This is a genomic window from Bacillus sp. ISL-75, assembly GCF_018613095.1.
The window spans coordinates 23,140-40,817 of sequence record NZ_JAGGQX010000017.1; the positions used below are offsets into that span (position 1 = coordinate 23,140).

General features: G+C 37.6%; 15 protein-coding genes and 1 pseudogene. 14 read left to right on the forward strand and 2 right to left on the reverse strand.

The genetic code is table 11. The features are described 5' to 3' along the window. The first annotated feature begins 40 nt into the window (after nucleotides 1-40). The 12 genes and pseudogenes from J7E63_RS07340 to J7E63_RS07395 all read left to right on the forward strand — a co-directional run bounded on the left by J7E63_RS07340 (nucleotide 41) and on the right by J7E63_RS07395 (nucleotide 11,969). Nucleotides 41-808, forward strand: a complete 768-nt coding sequence (locus J7E63_RS07340; RefSeq protein WP_215010859.1) for an Ig-like domain-containing protein — start codon at nucleotides 41-43, stop codon at nucleotides 806-808. A gap of 17 nt (nucleotides 809-825) precedes the next feature. After that, nucleotides 826-957: pseudogene (locus tag J7E63_RS30470) on the forward strand (Ig-like domain-containing protein); the annotation flags it as partial. 51 nt (nucleotides 958-1,008) lie between these two features. Next, the gene (locus tag J7E63_RS07350) at nucleotides 1,009-1,248 is read left to right on the forward strand and encodes an Ig-like domain-containing protein (protein ID WP_215010860.1); all 240 of its coding nucleotides are present in this window, start codon (nucleotides 1,009-1,011) and stop codon (nucleotides 1,246-1,248) included. A gap of 228 nt (nucleotides 1,249-1,476) precedes the next feature. Further along, complete coding sequence (locus J7E63_RS07355) at nucleotides 1,477-2,712, forward strand: ABC transporter substrate-binding protein (protein ID WP_215010861.1); 1,236 nt, start codon at nucleotides 1,477-1,479, stop codon at nucleotides 2,710-2,712. A gap of 17 nt (nucleotides 2,713-2,729) precedes the next feature. Then, nucleotides 2,730-4,481, forward strand: coding sequence for a cache domain-containing sensor histidine kinase (locus tag J7E63_RS07360; RefSeq protein WP_215010862.1), 1,752 nt, complete (start codon nucleotides 2,730-2,732; stop codon nucleotides 4,479-4,481). Next, complete coding sequence (locus J7E63_RS07365; RefSeq protein ID WP_215010863.1) at nucleotides 4,471-5,643, forward strand: response regulator; 1,173 nt, start codon at nucleotides 4,471-4,473, stop codon at nucleotides 5,641-5,643. Before J7E63_RS07360 ends, J7E63_RS07365 begins: the two co-directional genes overlap by 11 nt. Before the next feature lie 164 nt (nucleotides 5,644-5,807). Beyond that, nucleotides 5,808-7,076 carry an ABC transporter substrate-binding protein gene (locus J7E63_RS07370; RefSeq protein ID WP_215010864.1) on the forward strand — a complete coding sequence of 423 codons (1,269 nt, stop codon included), beginning with the start codon at nucleotides 5,808-5,810 and terminating at the stop codon, nucleotides 7,074-7,076. Between the two features lie 61 nt (nucleotides 7,077-7,137). Then, entirely contained in the window at nucleotides 7,138-8,061 is a 924-nt protein-coding gene (locus J7E63_RS07375; RefSeq protein WP_251033415.1) for a carbohydrate ABC transporter permease, read from the forward strand. A 12-nt stretch (nucleotides 8,062-8,073) separates the two neighbouring features. Then, on the forward strand, nucleotides 8,074-8,922 hold the full coding sequence (locus J7E63_RS07380) for a carbohydrate ABC transporter permease (RefSeq protein ID WP_251026470.1): 849 nt from the start codon (nucleotides 8,074-8,076) through the stop codon (nucleotides 8,920-8,922). Between the two features lie 16 nt (nucleotides 8,923-8,938). Next, complete coding sequence (locus J7E63_RS07385; protein WP_215010865.1) at nucleotides 8,939-9,913, forward strand: carbohydrate kinase family protein; 975 nt, start codon at nucleotides 8,939-8,941, stop codon at nucleotides 9,911-9,913. Then, nucleotides 9,903-11,324, forward strand: coding sequence for a glycoside hydrolase family 32 protein (locus J7E63_RS07390; RefSeq protein ID WP_215010866.1), 1,422 nt, complete (start codon nucleotides 9,903-9,905; stop codon nucleotides 11,322-11,324). The genes J7E63_RS07385 and J7E63_RS07390 overlap by 11 nt, the downstream gene beginning before the upstream one ends. Before the next feature lie 15 nt (nucleotides 11,325-11,339). Beyond that, nucleotides 11,340-11,969: a YesL family protein gene (locus J7E63_RS07395; protein WP_215010867.1), complete on the forward strand. Its 630-nt coding sequence runs from the start codon at nucleotides 11,340-11,342 to the stop codon at nucleotides 11,967-11,969. 183 nt (nucleotides 11,970-12,152) lie between these two features. Here the strand turns inward: J7E63_RS07395 and J7E63_RS07400 are convergent, their stop codons facing one another. Both J7E63_RS07400 and J7E63_RS07405 read right to left on the reverse strand, forming a co-directional pair. After that, nucleotides 12,153-14,000: a bifunctional diguanylate cyclase/phosphohydrolase gene (locus tag J7E63_RS07400; RefSeq protein ID WP_215010868.1), complete on the reverse strand. Its 1,848-nt coding sequence runs from the start codon at nucleotides 13,998-14,000 to the stop codon at nucleotides 12,153-12,155. Between the two features lie 173 nt (nucleotides 14,001-14,173). Further along, a complete protein-coding gene (locus J7E63_RS07405; RefSeq protein WP_215010869.1) occupies nucleotides 14,174-14,770 on the reverse strand; it encodes a DUF5317 domain-containing protein in 597 nt (198 codons plus the stop codon). 610 nt (nucleotides 14,771-15,380) lie between these two features. Between J7E63_RS07405 and J7E63_RS07410 the strand changes: the two genes are divergently transcribed. Both J7E63_RS07410 and J7E63_RS07415 read left to right on the forward strand, forming a co-directional pair. Beyond that, nucleotides 15,381-15,599, forward strand: a complete 219-nt coding sequence (locus J7E63_RS07410; protein ID WP_215010870.1) for a hypothetical protein — start codon at nucleotides 15,381-15,383, stop codon at nucleotides 15,597-15,599. 740 nt (nucleotides 15,600-16,339) lie between these two features. After that, entirely contained in the window at nucleotides 16,340-17,215 is an 876-nt protein-coding gene (locus J7E63_RS07415; RefSeq protein ID WP_215010871.1) for an ROK family protein, read from the forward strand. Nucleotides 17,216-17,678: the final 463 nt, after the last annotated feature.

A 17,678-nucleotide genomic window follows, 5' to 3' on the forward strand; every position in this document is an offset into this window, starting at 1 on the left:
ACAAAAATATATCAATCCTTCTCTTTCCTTTGGGAGTTTTATGACTTCTTTCCGAGCTGCCCTCTTGTTAAAACAGGGGACCGGATTATATGGTTTTAAAGGGGAACCAGGCTTTGAAGGAATCAAGCCAAAATTATACACCGGTTCAGGAACGGAGCTACATGGCGGCGGGGCTGTTGTTAAGCAACTGGATTCCCAAACAGAATATACAATACCAGCCGATAAAGGTGCAAATATTACGTATACATTTATACCCAAAGATTTAAATGGCGACTTCACTCCGCCAGTCATCGGTCCGATAAACCCTGGTAGTGATTTTGATACAACCGTAACGGGAATGACCGAGGCTGATGCTGTTGTTTATGTAATGAAAGGGACTACGCTACTTGGCAGTGTAGTGGCTGATCCTGCAGGGAATTTCAATGTCACGATTCCTAAACAAAAGGGCGGAACCCTCCTACAAGTATATGCTGAGGATTTAGCTGAAAATAGGAGTGCAACTATTCCGGTAACGGTAAAGGATACCATCCCTCCTGCAAACCCGATTGTCAATCCGGTCGGAGACAATCAAACTGCTGTTACAGGGAAGGCAGAAGCTGGAACGAAGGCAGTTGTGAAATCTGGTTCAACCATCATTGGTCAAGCCGTGGTCAGTTCTTCTAGTTCTTTTTCTGTTAAAATTGCTGCCAAAAAGGCTGGAACACGATTAACTGTTTTTGTACAAGATGGTGGAGGTAACAAAAGTGGAGAAGTTGCGGTTATCGTTTCGGATCAAACAGCGCCTGTAAGCCCTCGATTTATTCTGTAGGTGATAATCAAACGATTATATTTGGGGGAACGGAAGCGGGTGCAAAAGTAGTCATTAAGGCGGGGAGTTCTGTTTTAGGTCAGAGTTATGCAAATAGTACCGGATCCTTCCTAATAAAAATCCGAACAGCCAAAAAAGCAGGAACCCGATTAACATTTTATTCTAGTGATAAAGCGGGGAACCAAAGTCAAACCACTGTTATGGTAGTTGATAAAACTGCACCTGCCATCCCGGTTGTCAACAAAGTAACCCATCTATCAAAATCGGTTACAGGAAAAGCTGAAGCAGGATCAACTGTATATATTTATAACGGTGTAACTTTGATTGGTAAAACGCTCACAGATAAATACGGAAAGTTTAAAGCCGTGATTAAGGTACAGAAAAAGGGGAAATCATTAGAGGTTTCTGTATTAGATAAAGCTGGGACCAGAGTAAGGTGAAAGTTGTGAAGGTATATTAATATCTTGGTTCGAGCCTGAATATGTTGAATGCCAAGTTTCTTAGGGAACTTGGCTTTTTGTGAAGGAAACTTTTGTCTCTATACGCCTTTATTGTCAGATTTTTTTAATATCAATGTATTCTGAATTATAGTAGTATAAAAATAAGATTTTTGAGTGAACAGATGTGTTAATTAAAACTAAATTTAAACCGGAAATAACGGGGGTTCTATGAAGTCTCTTTTTCGTTGCATTTGTTTATCTATTTTATTATTGACAGCGTGTAATGGTAATAAGGTAGTGGAGTTAACCACCAATAAAGAAAAGGTACACCTTGAGTTTTTTACACCCAAAATTGAAACAGAGCCAATCTTTGAGGAGTTAATTCATGAATTTGAAAAACAACATCCTACCATTGATATTAGTCAAGAAGTTATACCAGAAGGGATGAGGGTATTAAAAACTAGAATAGCGAGAGGGGATATACCAGATATTTTCATTACCTATCCTATTGAGCAAGATTACCTCATCAGGGCAGATAAAGGTTATTTACTAGATTTGACTCATGAAGATTTTATACAGAATATCGAACCAAGCATACAAAATCACTATCTTGTCAATGGTAAAATGTATGGTGCCGCATTAACCCAGAATGCTGTAGGCGTGCTATATAATATAGATCATTTTCAAGAATTGAATCTTTCCATTCCACAAACCTGGGATGAGTTTATTGAGGTTATGGAAAAATTAAAAGCTGCAGGAAAAACACCTTTGTTAATGCCAAATAAAGATGCTAACCGATCAAGTATTTTTAATTTAAACTTTGTAGCAAACGACATTAACACTCATTATTGGGAGAAAGAAACATTTTCTATCTCGAAAAATAAAGAGTGGAGGGAAATTTCAGAAAAGACGATAACTGCTCTATCGTATGTACAATTAAATTCCTTTCAGGATGATTTCTTTGAAGTGAATCGCAAATTTGCAAATGGACAAGGGTCTATGTACGTTATGGGGACATGGGCTTTAACAGAGATTGAAAAACATAATCCCAATTTACATTATGGGATTTTTCCATTTCCGGCAACAAATCAACCAAAACAAAATAAGGTTTTGGGTGGTGTTGATATAGGACTTGCTATTTCTTCTAATACGAAACATCCAAAGGAGGCCAAGCAGTTTTTAGCCTTTTTAACCAATAAGGAAATTGCTCAAAGACTTTCGGATTACGAGGGATCGATTAGTACGGTCAAGGGAGTTAAGATTAATAGACCACAATTAGAATTACTAAATGAAAAAATACATGAAGGTAAAACCGTAAACTGGCCAAACCATTATTGGGCAGGAGGAACAGCTGCAGAATCCGATTTTCGGAAATATACCTTACAGTTTTATTATGATAAGAATATCGATACCTTTCTTATCAATCTCGAAGACATGTTTAATTATTATAAGGATTTAAAATAGAAGAAATAGGTGTCTGTATGCTTAGATTTCAACAAAAAATGATCATAGCCTTTTTACTTTTTATTTTACTGCCTATCATCATATTAGGGTTTGTATCATACAAAATTTCATCAACAACCTTACAACAAAAGATAAGCAATCAAACGGTTCAGACATTAAGGGCTGTTAATCGAAATATAGTGGCTTCTGTATCAGAAGTAAATGCTTTTTCAGACTATGTTATTTCATCAGGTGAAATTCACTCGTTTTTAAGAACAAATGATAGGACATCCATTATCGAATTTTACAATAAGGAGCAGGCGATTGCGGGCATTATGCATGGAAACTCGCAAATAGATGATTTTATTTTATATAGTAAAAGCGGGAGTGCTACCCATTTAAAAAATACACAGATTCCATCATTTAAAACATTCCAAGCTAGCCTTTTTCATCATCAAATACTGCAAGAAAAAGGAAGATCCGTTTGGTTAACCCCTTCTGAAATTCATCCATTTAATTATGAAAAAAGGTTTGTGCTAACTCAAGGAAGAGTGGTAAAGGATATTGATACTCTTACTGACTTAGGTTACTTGATTTTAGACGTCAAATTAGACCTATTTGATAATATCTTTAAGGACGTCCAAGAAGATACAGCATATGGAATGTTAGTCAATCAAAATGGGACGATATTATATTCATTAGACAGGGATTTAATTGGTAAGCAGTTTGATATCGACCAATTCTCTGAGATTCAATCACAGGAAAATGGATATCTCATTGATTATTGGAATCGTGAGAAAAGCTTAATTACGTATATGCCGTCAAGTTTTACTACTGGAACGAATTCATCTGCCATTTTGATTTCTATTAAACCTTGGAAGGATATTTCCAACGATATTCAACATATTCGAAATACAACGTTGTTAATTGTCGCTTTTGCTGTAATCATTGCCGTCCTTTTTAATGTTTTATTCTTAAAAAATATTTCGCGTTTCATTCAAGAGCTACTAAAACATATGAAACTAGCTGAAGTAGGTATGTTAAGTAGTCGAATGGAAAGTTTCAAATTAAAAGAATTAGAGAAAATTTCGTTAGGATTTAATAACATGATTTCTCGGATTCAACAATTATTGAAAGAAGTGGAAACCGAACAGGAACGTAAGCGGGAAGCGCAATTCAAAGTGCTGCAACAACAAATTAACCCTCATTTTTTATATAATACGCTTGAATCAATCAATGCGCTTGCTGCATTAAATGGCCAAAAAGAAATTAGTAAAATGACGATTAATCTCGGAAAATTATTACGGATTAGTATTAATGGAGGCTATGAAGTTAAGGTTCAAGATGAGATCCGTCATGTCATTAGCTACTTAGAAATTCAAAAAATCAGATATGATAATCGATTTTCATTCATGGTTGAAGTAGACGAAGGGTTGAAAAACGAACCTGTTTTAAAACTCATTCTCCAGCCGCTCGTTGAAAATATCTTAATCCATGCGTTTGATCAGGAACACGTCGGAATCATCAAAATTAGAGCTGCCATGACCAATGGGCAAGGTCAATTTTGGGTTGAGGATAATGGCAAGGGAATTGATAAAAAAGCCTTGTTGAAATTAAATGGCTGGGAAACAGAGAAAAGTAACGGCAGAGGTCATGGGATTCGTAATGTTCAGGAACGATTAGGACTTTATTATGGTGAAAATTATGGGTTAATCATTTGTTCTGATGAAAAGAATGGAACGATAATAAAAATTTCATTTCCAATAAAAGGTGAAAAACATGGGCTTTAGAGTATTAATTGCAGATGATGAACCACTAATATTAAAGAATCTTACACAAATTATTGATTGGCACGCATTAGATTGTCTGATTATAGGTACCGCCCAAAATGGCCAGGAAGCATTAGAGATAATAGAAAAGGAACGGATTGACCTCCTATTAACGGATATATCGATGCCGGGGATTTCTGGTATTGACTTATTAAAGCAGGTACAAAAATTACCTTATCAACCGATTACATTATTAATAAGCGGTTATGATGATTTTGAATATGCTAGAGAAGGTTTAAAAAATAATGCCCTTGATTATATCCTAAAACCGATTGATTATGATGAATTACAAGAATGCGTTGAACGTGCTATTGGGGAATTGAAAAATCAAAAAATAAAGGAACATGAGTATGAAAAATTCCTGATTTATGAATTGATTACAATGGAAAATATAAAACCGGAAGTGATCAATAAATATCAGCCCTATATTGCGATGGCAGTGAAATCCCCTGAGCAAAATATAGAATCGATCATTCACCAGATCCATGATTCCTGTATGAAAGGGAATACGAAGCTATTTATTTATCGAATCTCGGATGTGGATGTCATTGTCGTGCTAGAATTCTCTAACGATTTACCTGTTCCAATTGATGGATGTGTGAAGGGTTTTGCCCAACAAATCGTCCAGGAAGCTTCACAAAAATGTATAGTATCCATTGGTCCATCCGTAGAATGTTTATTGGACATACGAAAATCAGTAGATCATACAAGGGAATTAATCAAGTTTGATGCCTTTATAAAGAGTGCTATTATTACTGACGAACTGATCAAAGAGGAGTATAAACGAAAACAAACATCAGCAGACTTGATGAATGATGCAATATCTTTTATAAAGAATCATTTTGAACAAGATTTGGGTATAGAGCAAGTGGCAGAACAGGTTGGTTTGAGTGTAAGTTATTTTAGTAATCTTTTTAAACAAAGAACTGGAGTAACCTTCCTTGAATATTTGACGGATGTGAGAGTCAATTACGCATGCCTGCTTTTAGAAAATCTAGATTTAAAGACGTATGAAATAGCTCAAAAAGTGGGCTATACGGATCAACGATACTTTAGCCAGGTTTTTAAGAGGAAAATGAAGAAAACACCAAGTGAATATCGAAAACTATTTAAGAAAGATTAGCTTTAAGCCTCTCAATATTTTTTTGGGAGGCTTTTTCCATTTCGAAAATAGTAAAAATTTAAACAATCATAAGAGGAATACCTCATTTTGAAAGCGTTTCAATTATTTTATGCTTAATATGTGAAAACGCTTTATGGAAAAAACAAGACAGAGGGGGAAAAGTAGTGAAAAAACTGTTCGCAATTAGTATGTCTATTATCTTATTATTAGGAATCTTGAGCGCATGTAGTAGTGATAGCGCATCAAAGAGTGAAAGTGGAGCCGTTAAATTAACATTATGGCATCCACAAGGGGATACATCAGAAGCGTATAAAGAAATTATTAAAGAATTCAACAAGGAACACAAAGGGAAAATTGAAGCAGAACTTACATTAATACCTCGAGGTAATAAATATGCCTATGAAGATAAAGTTTCTGCTGCAGCAACAAGCGATACACTTCCTGATTTAGTAGCTATGGATGGTCCGAACGTGGCCAACTACGCTGATTCTGGGATTATCCAGCCTATTGACGGTCTTGTCGAAAATCAAGATGATTTTGTTGATTCGATCATTACACAAGGTACGTTTGATGGTAAGTTATATACCGTTGGAGCCACAGAATCAACAGTTGCCTTGTTTTATAACGTTAAAATGTTAAAAGATGCGGGTATCACACCTCCTACCAAGCTAGAAGATGCATGGACATGGGATCAATTCTATGAAGCTGCTAAAAAATTAACAGATAAAAAGAAAGGTATTTATGGTGTAAACTGGACCCTCGATTACGGTGAATGGATTATCTATTTCTCAGGTCCTACCGTATGGAGTAATGGTGGAAGCTTTATTGCTGAAGATGGTTCAAAAGCTAATGGTTATGTAAATGGTCCAAAAACAGTGGAAGCGTTAAAATACCTTCAAAAGTTTACAAAGGAAGGTCTAGTTAATCTACAACCTAAACCAACTGAATTTGAAGATGGAAAAGCTGCAATGATGTTAATGGGTTCTTGGGAATGGAGAAAGTTACAAGATTATCCTAAGACTGAGTGGGGGATTACTTATTACCCAAGAAGCAATTCTGGTGAGCAAGTATCACCATCAGGTGACTGGAACTGGGGAATCTCTACGGATACAAAGCATAAAAAAGAATCAGCCACTCTTCTGAACTATATTATGAATAAAGAAAATATCATTAAATTAGCAAAAGCTGATAATAAGCCAGCAGCACGTATGTCTTCTTTTGAAGAAATGACAGAATGGAATGAAGCACCTCTTAACATCTTAAAAGATCAAGTGTTAAATACAGCTCATCCTAGACCTGCTACAACTTCATACCCTGTATTGTCTACTAAGTACGGGCAGGCCGTTCAAAATATTTTCCTTGGCGGTGACGTTCAGGAAGAATTAGATAAAGTAGCGAAAGAAACTGATGAAGATATTGCACGTAAAAAATAAAAACTAGATAAAGGCAATCGTATGATTGCCTTTTTTGATACTACAATGTGGAGGTGTAAACATGGCGGAAATTGTTAAAAGCGGTGATAGTCACTTGGCGTACAAACGTGAAAGTCCAATGACCTACAAACGTCAACAAAAAGTGCTAGGGGTGTTGTTCTCTCTTCCAGCCTTAGCATTATTGTTTGCATTTTTGATCTTGCCGGTTATATTGGCGTTCTTCTATAGCTTTATGAATTACAATATGTTAAACCCAGATGCAAAAGTGTTTACCGGCTTCGATAATTATATAAGACTTTTTCAAGATAAAATCTTTTTTACCGCATTAAAAAATACATTGTATTTTACCGTTCTTGTTGTCCCGCTTCAATGTGGCGTGGCGCTTTTGTTAGCTATTCTTGTGAATAAAAAGGTGAAGGCGGCTTCCCTAGGACGCGTATTTTTCTTTAGCCCGGTAGTCACCTCCATGGTGGTTGTCGCTATTCTTTGGACATTTTTATACAACGTGGATAATGGATTGATCAATAATGCATTGAACTTTTTTGGATTTGAAAACCAGCCGTTTTTGTTAAGTCCGGACCAAGCGATGAACTCCATCATCTTTATGTCTATCTGGCAAGCTGCTGGATTTCAAATGATGATCTTCCTGGCAGGATTAAAGGATGTCCCTGAGGAATTATACGAAGCGGCTGAAATAGACGGTGCAAATGTATGGCAGAAATTTAGGAATGTAACCCTGCCGTCTATCCAACATGTGACTGGTTTTGTCCTGATTATCACAACGATTCAAGCCTTTCGATTATTTATCCAGCCTTATGTTATGACGAATGGTGGACCGAGTGATTCAACAAAAACGCTTGTTTTTATGCTTTATGAAAATGGCTTCCAATTTCGTGATGTAGGTTATTCTTCTGCGATCGCCGTAGTCTTTTTCCTAGTGGTTATCATTACGTCATTGTTACTTAAAAAACTATTAAAACAATAAAGGGGTGGATTGATGATGACAAACCGTACAAAAAAACGTATAGGAAAAATGGGTATTACAATTAGCATCCTCGTGCTTGGGTTTTTGTTTATCTCCCCACTCCTTTGGATGATCATTGCATCGGTCAAACCTGAAACATTGATTTTTAAAGATATGGGATTTGAAGCGTTTATTCCGAAAGAAACGACCTTTGATAACTATGCAAAAATTTTATTCAACGAAAATATTAACTTCTTTCATTATATGGGGAACAGTTTATTTACAGTTGGAATGATTGTCATCTTAGGTACAGTCGTCAACTCCATATGTGCCTATGCACTTGTAAAATTGAAATTCCCCGGCAGTGATCTCATTTTAATTATCATCATTGCTTTATATGTTGTTCCATTTGAAAGTGTATTAATTCCCCTTTATATTGTTGTCAATAAATTTGGGTGGATTAATGAATTTCCGGCACTCATTATTCCGTTTATTGCTAGTGCATTTAATATCTTCTTATTCAGACAATTCTTCATGGGTTTTCCAAAGGAATTGGAAGAAGCAGCACAAATCGATGGAGCATCCCCATGGCAAACCTTTGTCCGGATTGTTGTTCCTAATTCAAAACCTGTGTTTGCGACAGCTGCCATTTTAACATTTGTCACCCATTGGAGTGATTTTATGTGGCCACTTATTGTTGCAACAGATCAGTCTATTCAAACTGTACAAATTGGGATTCAATATCTCTTTACAGATAATAACATTCAATATGGTCAAATCATGGCTGCACTTACGTTAACAACGATTCCTGTTATCTTGATATTCATATTTTTCCAACGCTATTATGTCCAAGGGATCACTTCAAGCGGCGTAAAAGGTTGATTAAGGAGAAAGCAATATGTTCGAAATTGTATCTTTAGGCGAATTATTGATTGATTTAATCCCCCATAATGACTATACACCCGATACCCCTTCCTATGAGGCAAAAGTAGGTGGGGCACCAATCAATGTGTTGTCTGGATTAGCGAAGTGGGGACACTCCACTGCTTATATTTCAAAGGTAGGAAACGATGCATTTGGAACCTATTTGAAGAAAAGTGTCCAAAGTGAAGGGATCAATGTTGATTACGTGCTCATGGAAGAAGCGGCACCTACTACTGTGGCCATTGTTTCTCTCGATGAAAATCGGAATCGGACCTTCGATTTTATTCGTAATCCTGGTGCTGACCAACTTTTAACGAACGATGAGATTGAATACCATCTGATTCGGGAGGCGAAGATTTTTCACTTTGGTTCTCTTTCCTTAACCCATCATCCTTCGAGGGAATCAACTCTAGAAGCTTTGAAATATGCAAAAAAGGAAAATAAAATCATCAGTTTCGACCCGAATTATCGTCCATTATTATGGGGAAATCAAGAAGATGCCAAAAGGATGATGATAGACGGGTTAAAATGGGCAGATATTGTAAAAATTTCCGATGAGGAAGTACAGTTTATTATGAATGAAGCTGATCCACTAAAAGCCTCTCAACTGCTTGCCGAAAATTACCATATTCCATTGTTGTTTATGACAAAAGGAAAAGAAGGTGCCATGGTCATTTGCAACGGGCACCTACTTGAAGAAAAGGGGATTGAGGTACAGCCAGTTGATACAACAGGAGCAGGGGACGCCTTCATGGCCTCTGTGCTTCATCAGTTTTTAGTAAAAAGCAAACCGATTCAAGAATTAACGAAAACTGACTTAAGTGATATGCTTCAATTTGCAAATGGTGTGGCGGCACAAACTACTACAGTAAAAGGCGGGTTTAGCGTCGTACCTACCTTGGATCATTTGGAAACTACTATAACTGGAGGTGTTCCTCATGTACGATGAACAATTTCGACCGCAGCTTCACTTTAGCCCAAAAGAAAAATGGATGAATGATCCAAATGGGTTGGTATATTACAAGGAAGAGTACCATCTTTTTTATCAATATCATCCACATGATACCGTATGGGGGCCTATGCACTGGGGCCACGCGGTAAGTAAAGACCTGTTACACTGGGAGGAATTGCCGATTGCTCTTTACCCGGATGAATTGGGACAGATTTTTTCAGGCAGTTCGGTTATTGATAAACAAAACACCAGTGGATTAAAATCTTCTGATGAAGATGTGATGGTAGCAATCTTTACCCATCATGGTGAGGACAATGAAAAGCAGAGCATTGCTTATTCCAATGATCGAGGGCGATCATGGACTAAATATGCTGGGAATCCCGTTATTGATAATCCGGGAATAAAAGATTTCCGAGACCCAAAGGTATTTTGGCATGAGGAGTCACAAAAATGGGTGATGTCTCTAGCATGTGGTGATTGTATTCATTTTTATGGGTCACCAAATCTAATTGATTGGAATCTTTTGTCCACATTCGGCAGTGAATACGGTGCACATGGAGGCGTTTGGGAGTGCCCGGACTTAATTCCATTGGCGGTGAAAGGTGAGAACGAAAGGAAATGGGTATTGATTGTTAGTATTAACCCAGGCGGTCCGAATGGAGGATCCGTTGTCCAGTATTTCATTGGTGATTTTGATGGGACGACTTTTTGCTGTGATGATGAAAAAGAGGTAGTGAAATGGGCCGATTTTGGGCGTGATTTTTATGCAGCCGTTACATGGAGTAATCTCTCTGAACCTACTTGGATTGGATGGATGAGCAATTGGCAGTATGCCAATCAAGTCCCGACAAATCCTTTTAGAAGCGTGATGTCTATTCCGAGGAAGTTGAGTCTGCGCAGGCAAAAAGGTGATTTGACCTTAGTTCAAACACCAATTGACCTATCATCTTTATATAAAAATCCGATTCTATCTAATGAAACTATGACCTTACAATCTAGTCAATCTGGTCCAATTGTATTGGATGATCTCCAATTTATTGCAGAAGCAAATGTGGTAAAAAATACGGCTTCCTCTTTTTCCATCACGCTTAGCGGAGAGCAGGAGAAACTGCAAATTATCTTTGACCGTGTAAAACATGAAGTGAGGATCGATCGAAGAAATAGTGGCCAAGTTTCATTTTCAGAGCATTTTGCGAGTGTGGATACGATGCCATTAGCTGAAGTTAGTGATTTTACCTTCATTCTAGATAAAACCTCGATTGAATTGTTTGTCAATCAGGGTAGTCGTGTCATGACAGAGTTATTCTACCCTTGTGAATCAGGTTATAAGCTAGAGTTTATGGCAACCGAAGGGGAAGTTATTTTATCCAATGTAACTATACACAGCCTTGAATCTACTTGGAAATAAGAAAGGATGATAGACATGAATCCTTGGGATGGAAAAACCGCATTATTCTTGAGAACTGTAACGAACATCATGATCCTAAATCTCTTATGGGTTATCTGTTCTATGCCCGTATTTACGATTGGACCTTCAACTGCTGCGATGTATGGGGTAATAAGAAAGTGGCATTTATATAAGGATCCTAGTGTTATTCGAAGTTTTATTCATGAATATCGGTTATTTTTCAAACAAGGATCTATGGTCGGTACTGTTTGGATCTTCCTTGGTTTTTTACTTGTGTTAGATGTAGTCTATTTCCTGCAAATTCCAAGCAACGTAAAAGTAGTGCTGATTGTCATAACCATAACGGCTCTCATCCTCTATCTTTTGACTAGTGCCCTATTGTTTTCTATTCTGGTTCATTATGAAACAAAAGGAATTGGACTTATCAAACAAGCATTTACATTTTCATTGATTGATGTAAAGACAACCTTTGCCATTATACTTATGTGGATTGCAGCAGGCATTGTACTTTTTTATGCTCCATTAGCTATTTTTGTGATTTTTACTCCTGTTTCGATGATTTCGTTCCGATTTGCATTGATTTCATTTGATAGGATTTGTAAATTACCTAAGATCCAATCAAAATATATTGCCCTAGAAAAATGAGGAAACCTTCCTGCTTCTCCTCTTTTTTGTATAACTTTGATGCAGGGGTCAGATCAAAGAGCTTAAATTTATCATTTGAAAAAGAAAACCTCATTTAGACACGTTCCGGTGAACCGGGTCTAAATGAGGTTTTTCTTTTTCTACTATTGATTTTTTTCTTCTGCCAACTTTGGCAGCAAAGTATTAGCCATTCACTCCAACAAGCTCTTTTTTTCGTTCATCCCCGGAGTTATCAAACTCCTTAATCATGGCTATAAACGGTTCAATGAATTGAGGATCAAATTGTTTTCCAGAGCAGTCGCGCAATTCATCGATGGCTTCATGGAATTTTTTTGTTTTTTGATAGGGACGCTCTGTTGTCATCGCATCAAAGGAATCAATCACACAGAGAATACGCGCCAGCTTTGGAATCGATTTTCCTGCTAAGCCATATGGATAGCCGTTCCCATCATACCGTTCATGGTGGAGTTCAACTAGTGGAATCAAGTCTTCTAATTTCTTATTGGTTGAAATGATCTCTTTACCATAGGTTACGTGCTTTTTCATCAATTCCCATTCATGAGGCTCGAGTTTTCCCTTTTTAGTTAAAATTTCACGCGGGATTTCAATTTTTCCAATGTCATGGACAAGGGCTCCAAGAATCAGCGTTTTGCGTTCATGAACACTTAAGTTAAGCATCCGTGAAAAATCAACAGCATATTGGTAGACCCGTTTACTATGGCGATAGGTATAGACATCCTTTGAGAGGAAAATCTTTAATTGAAATTCTGCTTCCTCCAGCTCTTTTTCAAGTGAAAGCGAGTGATGAACGGAATATTCAGATCGGCCATTATAGATTTGAACAAGATTTTTCCCTTGGTTCTTCGCCGCATACATCGCTTGATCCGCTTTGTTCAGAAGTTCAGAAATATTGTAGGTCTCTTTTTCACATTCGGCAATCCCAGATGAAAAGGACAAGCAGCCGTAAGGGAGACGTTCCACCCCTTTATAGTAGGTGTCATTTACTTTCTTCCGTAATTCATTCATGAACGAATAAGCTGTTTTACGATCGGTGTTTGGCATAATAATCGAAAATTCTTCGCCGCCATAACGTGCAACGATAAAATTTGCAGCGTCGGACTCGGTTTTTAAAATGGCACCAAATTCTTGGAGCAAATGATCCCCTTGAATATGCCCGTACAGATCGTTGAATTTTTTAAAATCATCTATATCAAGGATGACCACACTTAATGGCTGATCCGTTTCCTTTGCGATCGCTACTTCTTTTTCCAAAATTTCTTTAAAGTAACCATGGTTATTGAGACCAGTCAGGGTGTCTTTGTTGGCTTTATCCAGGGTTTCTTGAAACAAGCGGAAATGTTCATTAAATGCTACCGACAAAAGGATCGAAATGCACACAAACATAACGAGACCCAAGATTGGATTTACTTGAATAAGAATTCCAAGTACAAGTGAGAGTAATAATGTACAAAGGTAGCTTACAAGAAAGGTTTTATCCCTTACAATTCCGGTCATTAATTTAATCGCGCTTTCTGTTTGCAGCAGAAGGAAGTATAAACTGATTAAAATCGTGTTTAGAATAAAATAGGCACTAAGTGAAAGAATGTAAGGTAATAAGTTGCCTGTATTAATGTCACCTACGACTCCATTGGTCGAAGTAAAGAGAAAGTAGGAAAGAATCATCATAATACTATAGATTGAAAAATTGAATAGATGTTTCCACCAGACAATCTTTCGTTTATATATGGCATAGATCACCGAATTGATTAGTAAAACTTCTAATGTAAAATTTAAGCCAAATAAAAAAATGCTGGCTAGATAAATTGCAGAGTCCATCGAAATGGAATTTCCGTCAGGTGGAATGGGGATCGTGTAATGATTTAGGAGTAATATCGCTCCTACTAAGGTAAGGGTAATTACTAATTTTGAAGTATCGAGGAAATTAAAGGGTTTTATCAGTAAAAATCCTATACTTCCGAGAAATGAAACCATCAATAAATAGAGATTAGCTGGTTGTTTGATTCTGTCCATTTTTAATCACTCATATCTAAAAATATTAGAATGGAGAAGTAAGATAATTTTACTCCTCCATTCTTCTTATTATATTAGTTTCATTCCAGATGTTAAAGCAATAATCATTGAAGCAAGAATAATAGCATTTACGATAACACTTGTTAATTTAAGGCCTTCTGGCTTTTGTTGTTTCATTTGGTTTCACCTCCTTTAATGGAGAGTGAAGTTTCATGCCTATTCTTTGCTGCAGGGTGTTTTAGCATTAAGGATTGAATAAAGAGGAAGGCACCGATATTCATAATTATATCACCGATGCTAATAATTTGTGTTCTAGGATATGGGTCTGTAATTGGGATAATATCGCCTAAGATGCCTAGTTTTGTAGATTCTGTTAGCGCTGTATGCTTCGCATATAATTGCTCTTTAAAAACATCGAGATAACCAGCTGGTAAAATAGATGCAGCATCTAATGATACCGGCATTCTACCGCCATTGAGCACCATAACCAAGAAATTGAGAAATACACCTAGTAAAATCAGATTAAAACCTGCGTTTTTGCGGTTTATAAATAGAAATAGTAAACCGAGTACATATACCACAATGTAGATGTATCCGCTTACCTGTCCGAGAAATTTGCTATCGTTTTGGAGAATAAAAACGGCTAGTTCAACAACCAATAGAAGAGGAAAGATCCATCCCCACTTTAGCTTCAACTGTGCCAGTGCTCTTAGATTCCCTTTTCGAAGAAACCCTACTATAAACGAAATAATGATGCCGTCAAATACCATAGTTGTTACCTACCTATGCCAGAATATATAACTAATAGAAAGAGTTCAAAAATTCCACAAAAAAAAAATATTCCCACAATAATATAATCAAAGATATTCGTCGAATGCAAGGGGATGTTGCTTGGTTTTGTGTCGAATTTGTGCATATTCTGATGTCTTGACTCAAATACTCTTATTTCATGGGATTGTCCCACGTTATAAACCGACTGGTAGCTTAATAGAATAGCTATTTATTATGTGGAGTGCTCAGCTGTTCATTAGTAATCTCCAGAAAAGAGGTGTTATTAAAGACAGTTCTCGACAAACTTTTCAGCCATTTAGAGGAATAAATCCAGGAATGGCACGTGCTGAGCCCTCTTTTAATCAAACGTTTATGTAGTAGGGAAAAGGGGGGGAATTAATAGAATGATGTAAGTTCAAGCGAAATCAGCCTGTTTTTGTGGAAATAATGGTTATTTCCTGCGGAATGATCCCGCGTAAACCGACAATTTCCCGCCTGCATTAGCAGAGGAAATCCTTATAGGTTAGTACTTGCAGCTGTTTCAATCAAACGTTTGATTAGTATAGCATATATGGTATTTAGTCGAATGGCCGTCGTTTAGTGGCAATAATGGCTCTGGAGCTATTTATTTCCTATTTTCAGTTCATTTTTCAACAATTAATTTATATATTTGGAGAGACAAACGCATATTTATCAAGGGATGTCACAGTTTTAATCAAACGTTTGAATGAAAGGGAAATTTGGGGGAAATGGGTGAGATTTGTCATTTCATTGGATGGATTTGGAGTAAATAATCAACTGGCGGGCGGAAATGGAAAGGAGTTTTGAGGAGAGCGAGAACTAGTATTCAAGAGGAGCTAAATGACTGTGGAGGTGAAAAAACAGGGAGTCCGGTCGTTAAGAGAGGTTCTATGTGAACGCGAAGGAGGAAAAAGGAAGAGTCCGGTCACATAGAGAGGTTCTATGTGACCGTGAAGGGGGAAAAAAAGAGAGTCCGGTCACATAGAGAGGTTCTATGTGTCCACGAAGGAGGAAAAAGGAAGAGTCCGGTCACATAGAGAGGTTCTAAGTGACCGGGAGGGAAGAAAAAAGGAGAGTCCGGTCACATAGAGAGGTTCTAAGTGACCGCGAAGGAGAAAAAAGGAAGAGTCCGGTCACATAGAGAGGTTCTATGTGACCGTGAAGGGGGAAAAAAAGAGAGTCCGGTCACATAGAGAGGTTCTATGTGTCCACGAAGGAGGAAAAAGGAAGAGTCCGGTCACATAGAGAGGTTCTATGTGACCGCGAAGGAGGAAAAAGGAAGAGTCCGGTCACATAGAGAGGTTCTAAGTGACCGTGAGGGAAGAAAAAAGGAGAGTCCGGTCACATAGAGAGGTTCTTAAACACTAACAGCCAGTGTGGTGCTCATTTTATTTTAGTAATATAGTTTTTTGAGCACTTTCGCCGATAACATGCGTTTATGCGGTTAATTAATTTTGTTCTAGCGGGTTTCTCCATTCTTCTATTTTGTGCTATTTTTAAATATATCAAAAAGACATTTAAAATAATGCCAATTGGAGGAAGTTTACATGTTAGGTGCCATTGAAGCAGGAGGAACAAAATTTGTTTGTGCAGTAGGGGATGAATCGGGTAAGATTCTGGAGCGTTTTCAGGTTCCTACTACTGTACCTGAGGAGACCATTCCTAGGGTGATTGAATTTTTTAAAAAATTTCCTATCCAAGCCATCGGAATTGGCTCGTTCGGGCCGATTGATGTGAACCGGGAAAGTCCAACTTATGGAATGATTACCACGACACCGAAAACAGCATGGAGGGACTTCCCATTTGTTGAAACGTTCAAAGAGGCTTTTTCCGTTCCAGTCGGATTCAATACGGATGTAAATGCTGCTGCATTGGGTGAGTCTGTTCTGGGTGCTGCAAAAGGCCTGGATAGCTGCCTTTACATAACTGTTGGGACTGGCATTGGAGCAGGAGCGATTGTACAGGGGGAACTCTTGCAAGGTTGGTCACATCCTGAAATGGGTCACATTCTTGTAAGACGTCATCCGAATGATGAATACAAAGGCAAATGCCCATACCACGCTGATTGCCTGGAAGGTCTGGCGGCTGGACCTGCGATTGAAGAACGGTGGGGTGCAAAAGGAATCCATCTGGTGGAGCGTTCCGAAGTATGGGAAATGGAAGGGTACTATATTGCACAGGCACTTATGCAATATATACTGGTTCTCTCTCCTAAAAAAATTATTCTTGGCGGCGGCGTCATGAACCAAAAGCAGGTATTCACGTCTATCTATAAGTACCTGCCGGAATTATTGAACGATTATATCACCTTACCGGAGCTTTCTAACTATATTGTGAGTCCTGGTCTAGGGGATAATGCCGGGATCACGGGGTCCCTTCTGCTTGCCCATCGAGCGTTACTTCAAGCCGGACTTGAAAAATAAACTTCATCCTAATAAAAAGCGTAATAAGCGATCGATTACGCTTTTTATTTTTTTCATAGATTCCCGGTCTTAACGAAAGACGCCTTGAAATAGAGAGTGAGTTAAAGCTGAAGTCATTTTTCTACATTCCTTTCAGGTATTTTGAGGGTTAAGGTCAGGACTGGAGAGAGTTGACACCACTTTTAAGTAAACGTTTGTGTAGTAGAGAAAAGGCGGGAAATTAATAGAATGATGGAAGTTTAAGAGAAACCCATCAGATTTTGTGGGAAGGTGGGTTATTTCCTGCGGAATGATTTTGCGAATCTCGACAATATCCACTCACCATTTACAGGGAAAATACCTATAGAACAGTGTTTACAGCTATTTCAACCAAACGTTTAATTAGTATAGCATATATGGAATCACGTCGATTGGCTGTCGTTTGGAGACAATAATTGTTCAAAGGCTATTTATCTCCTAATTT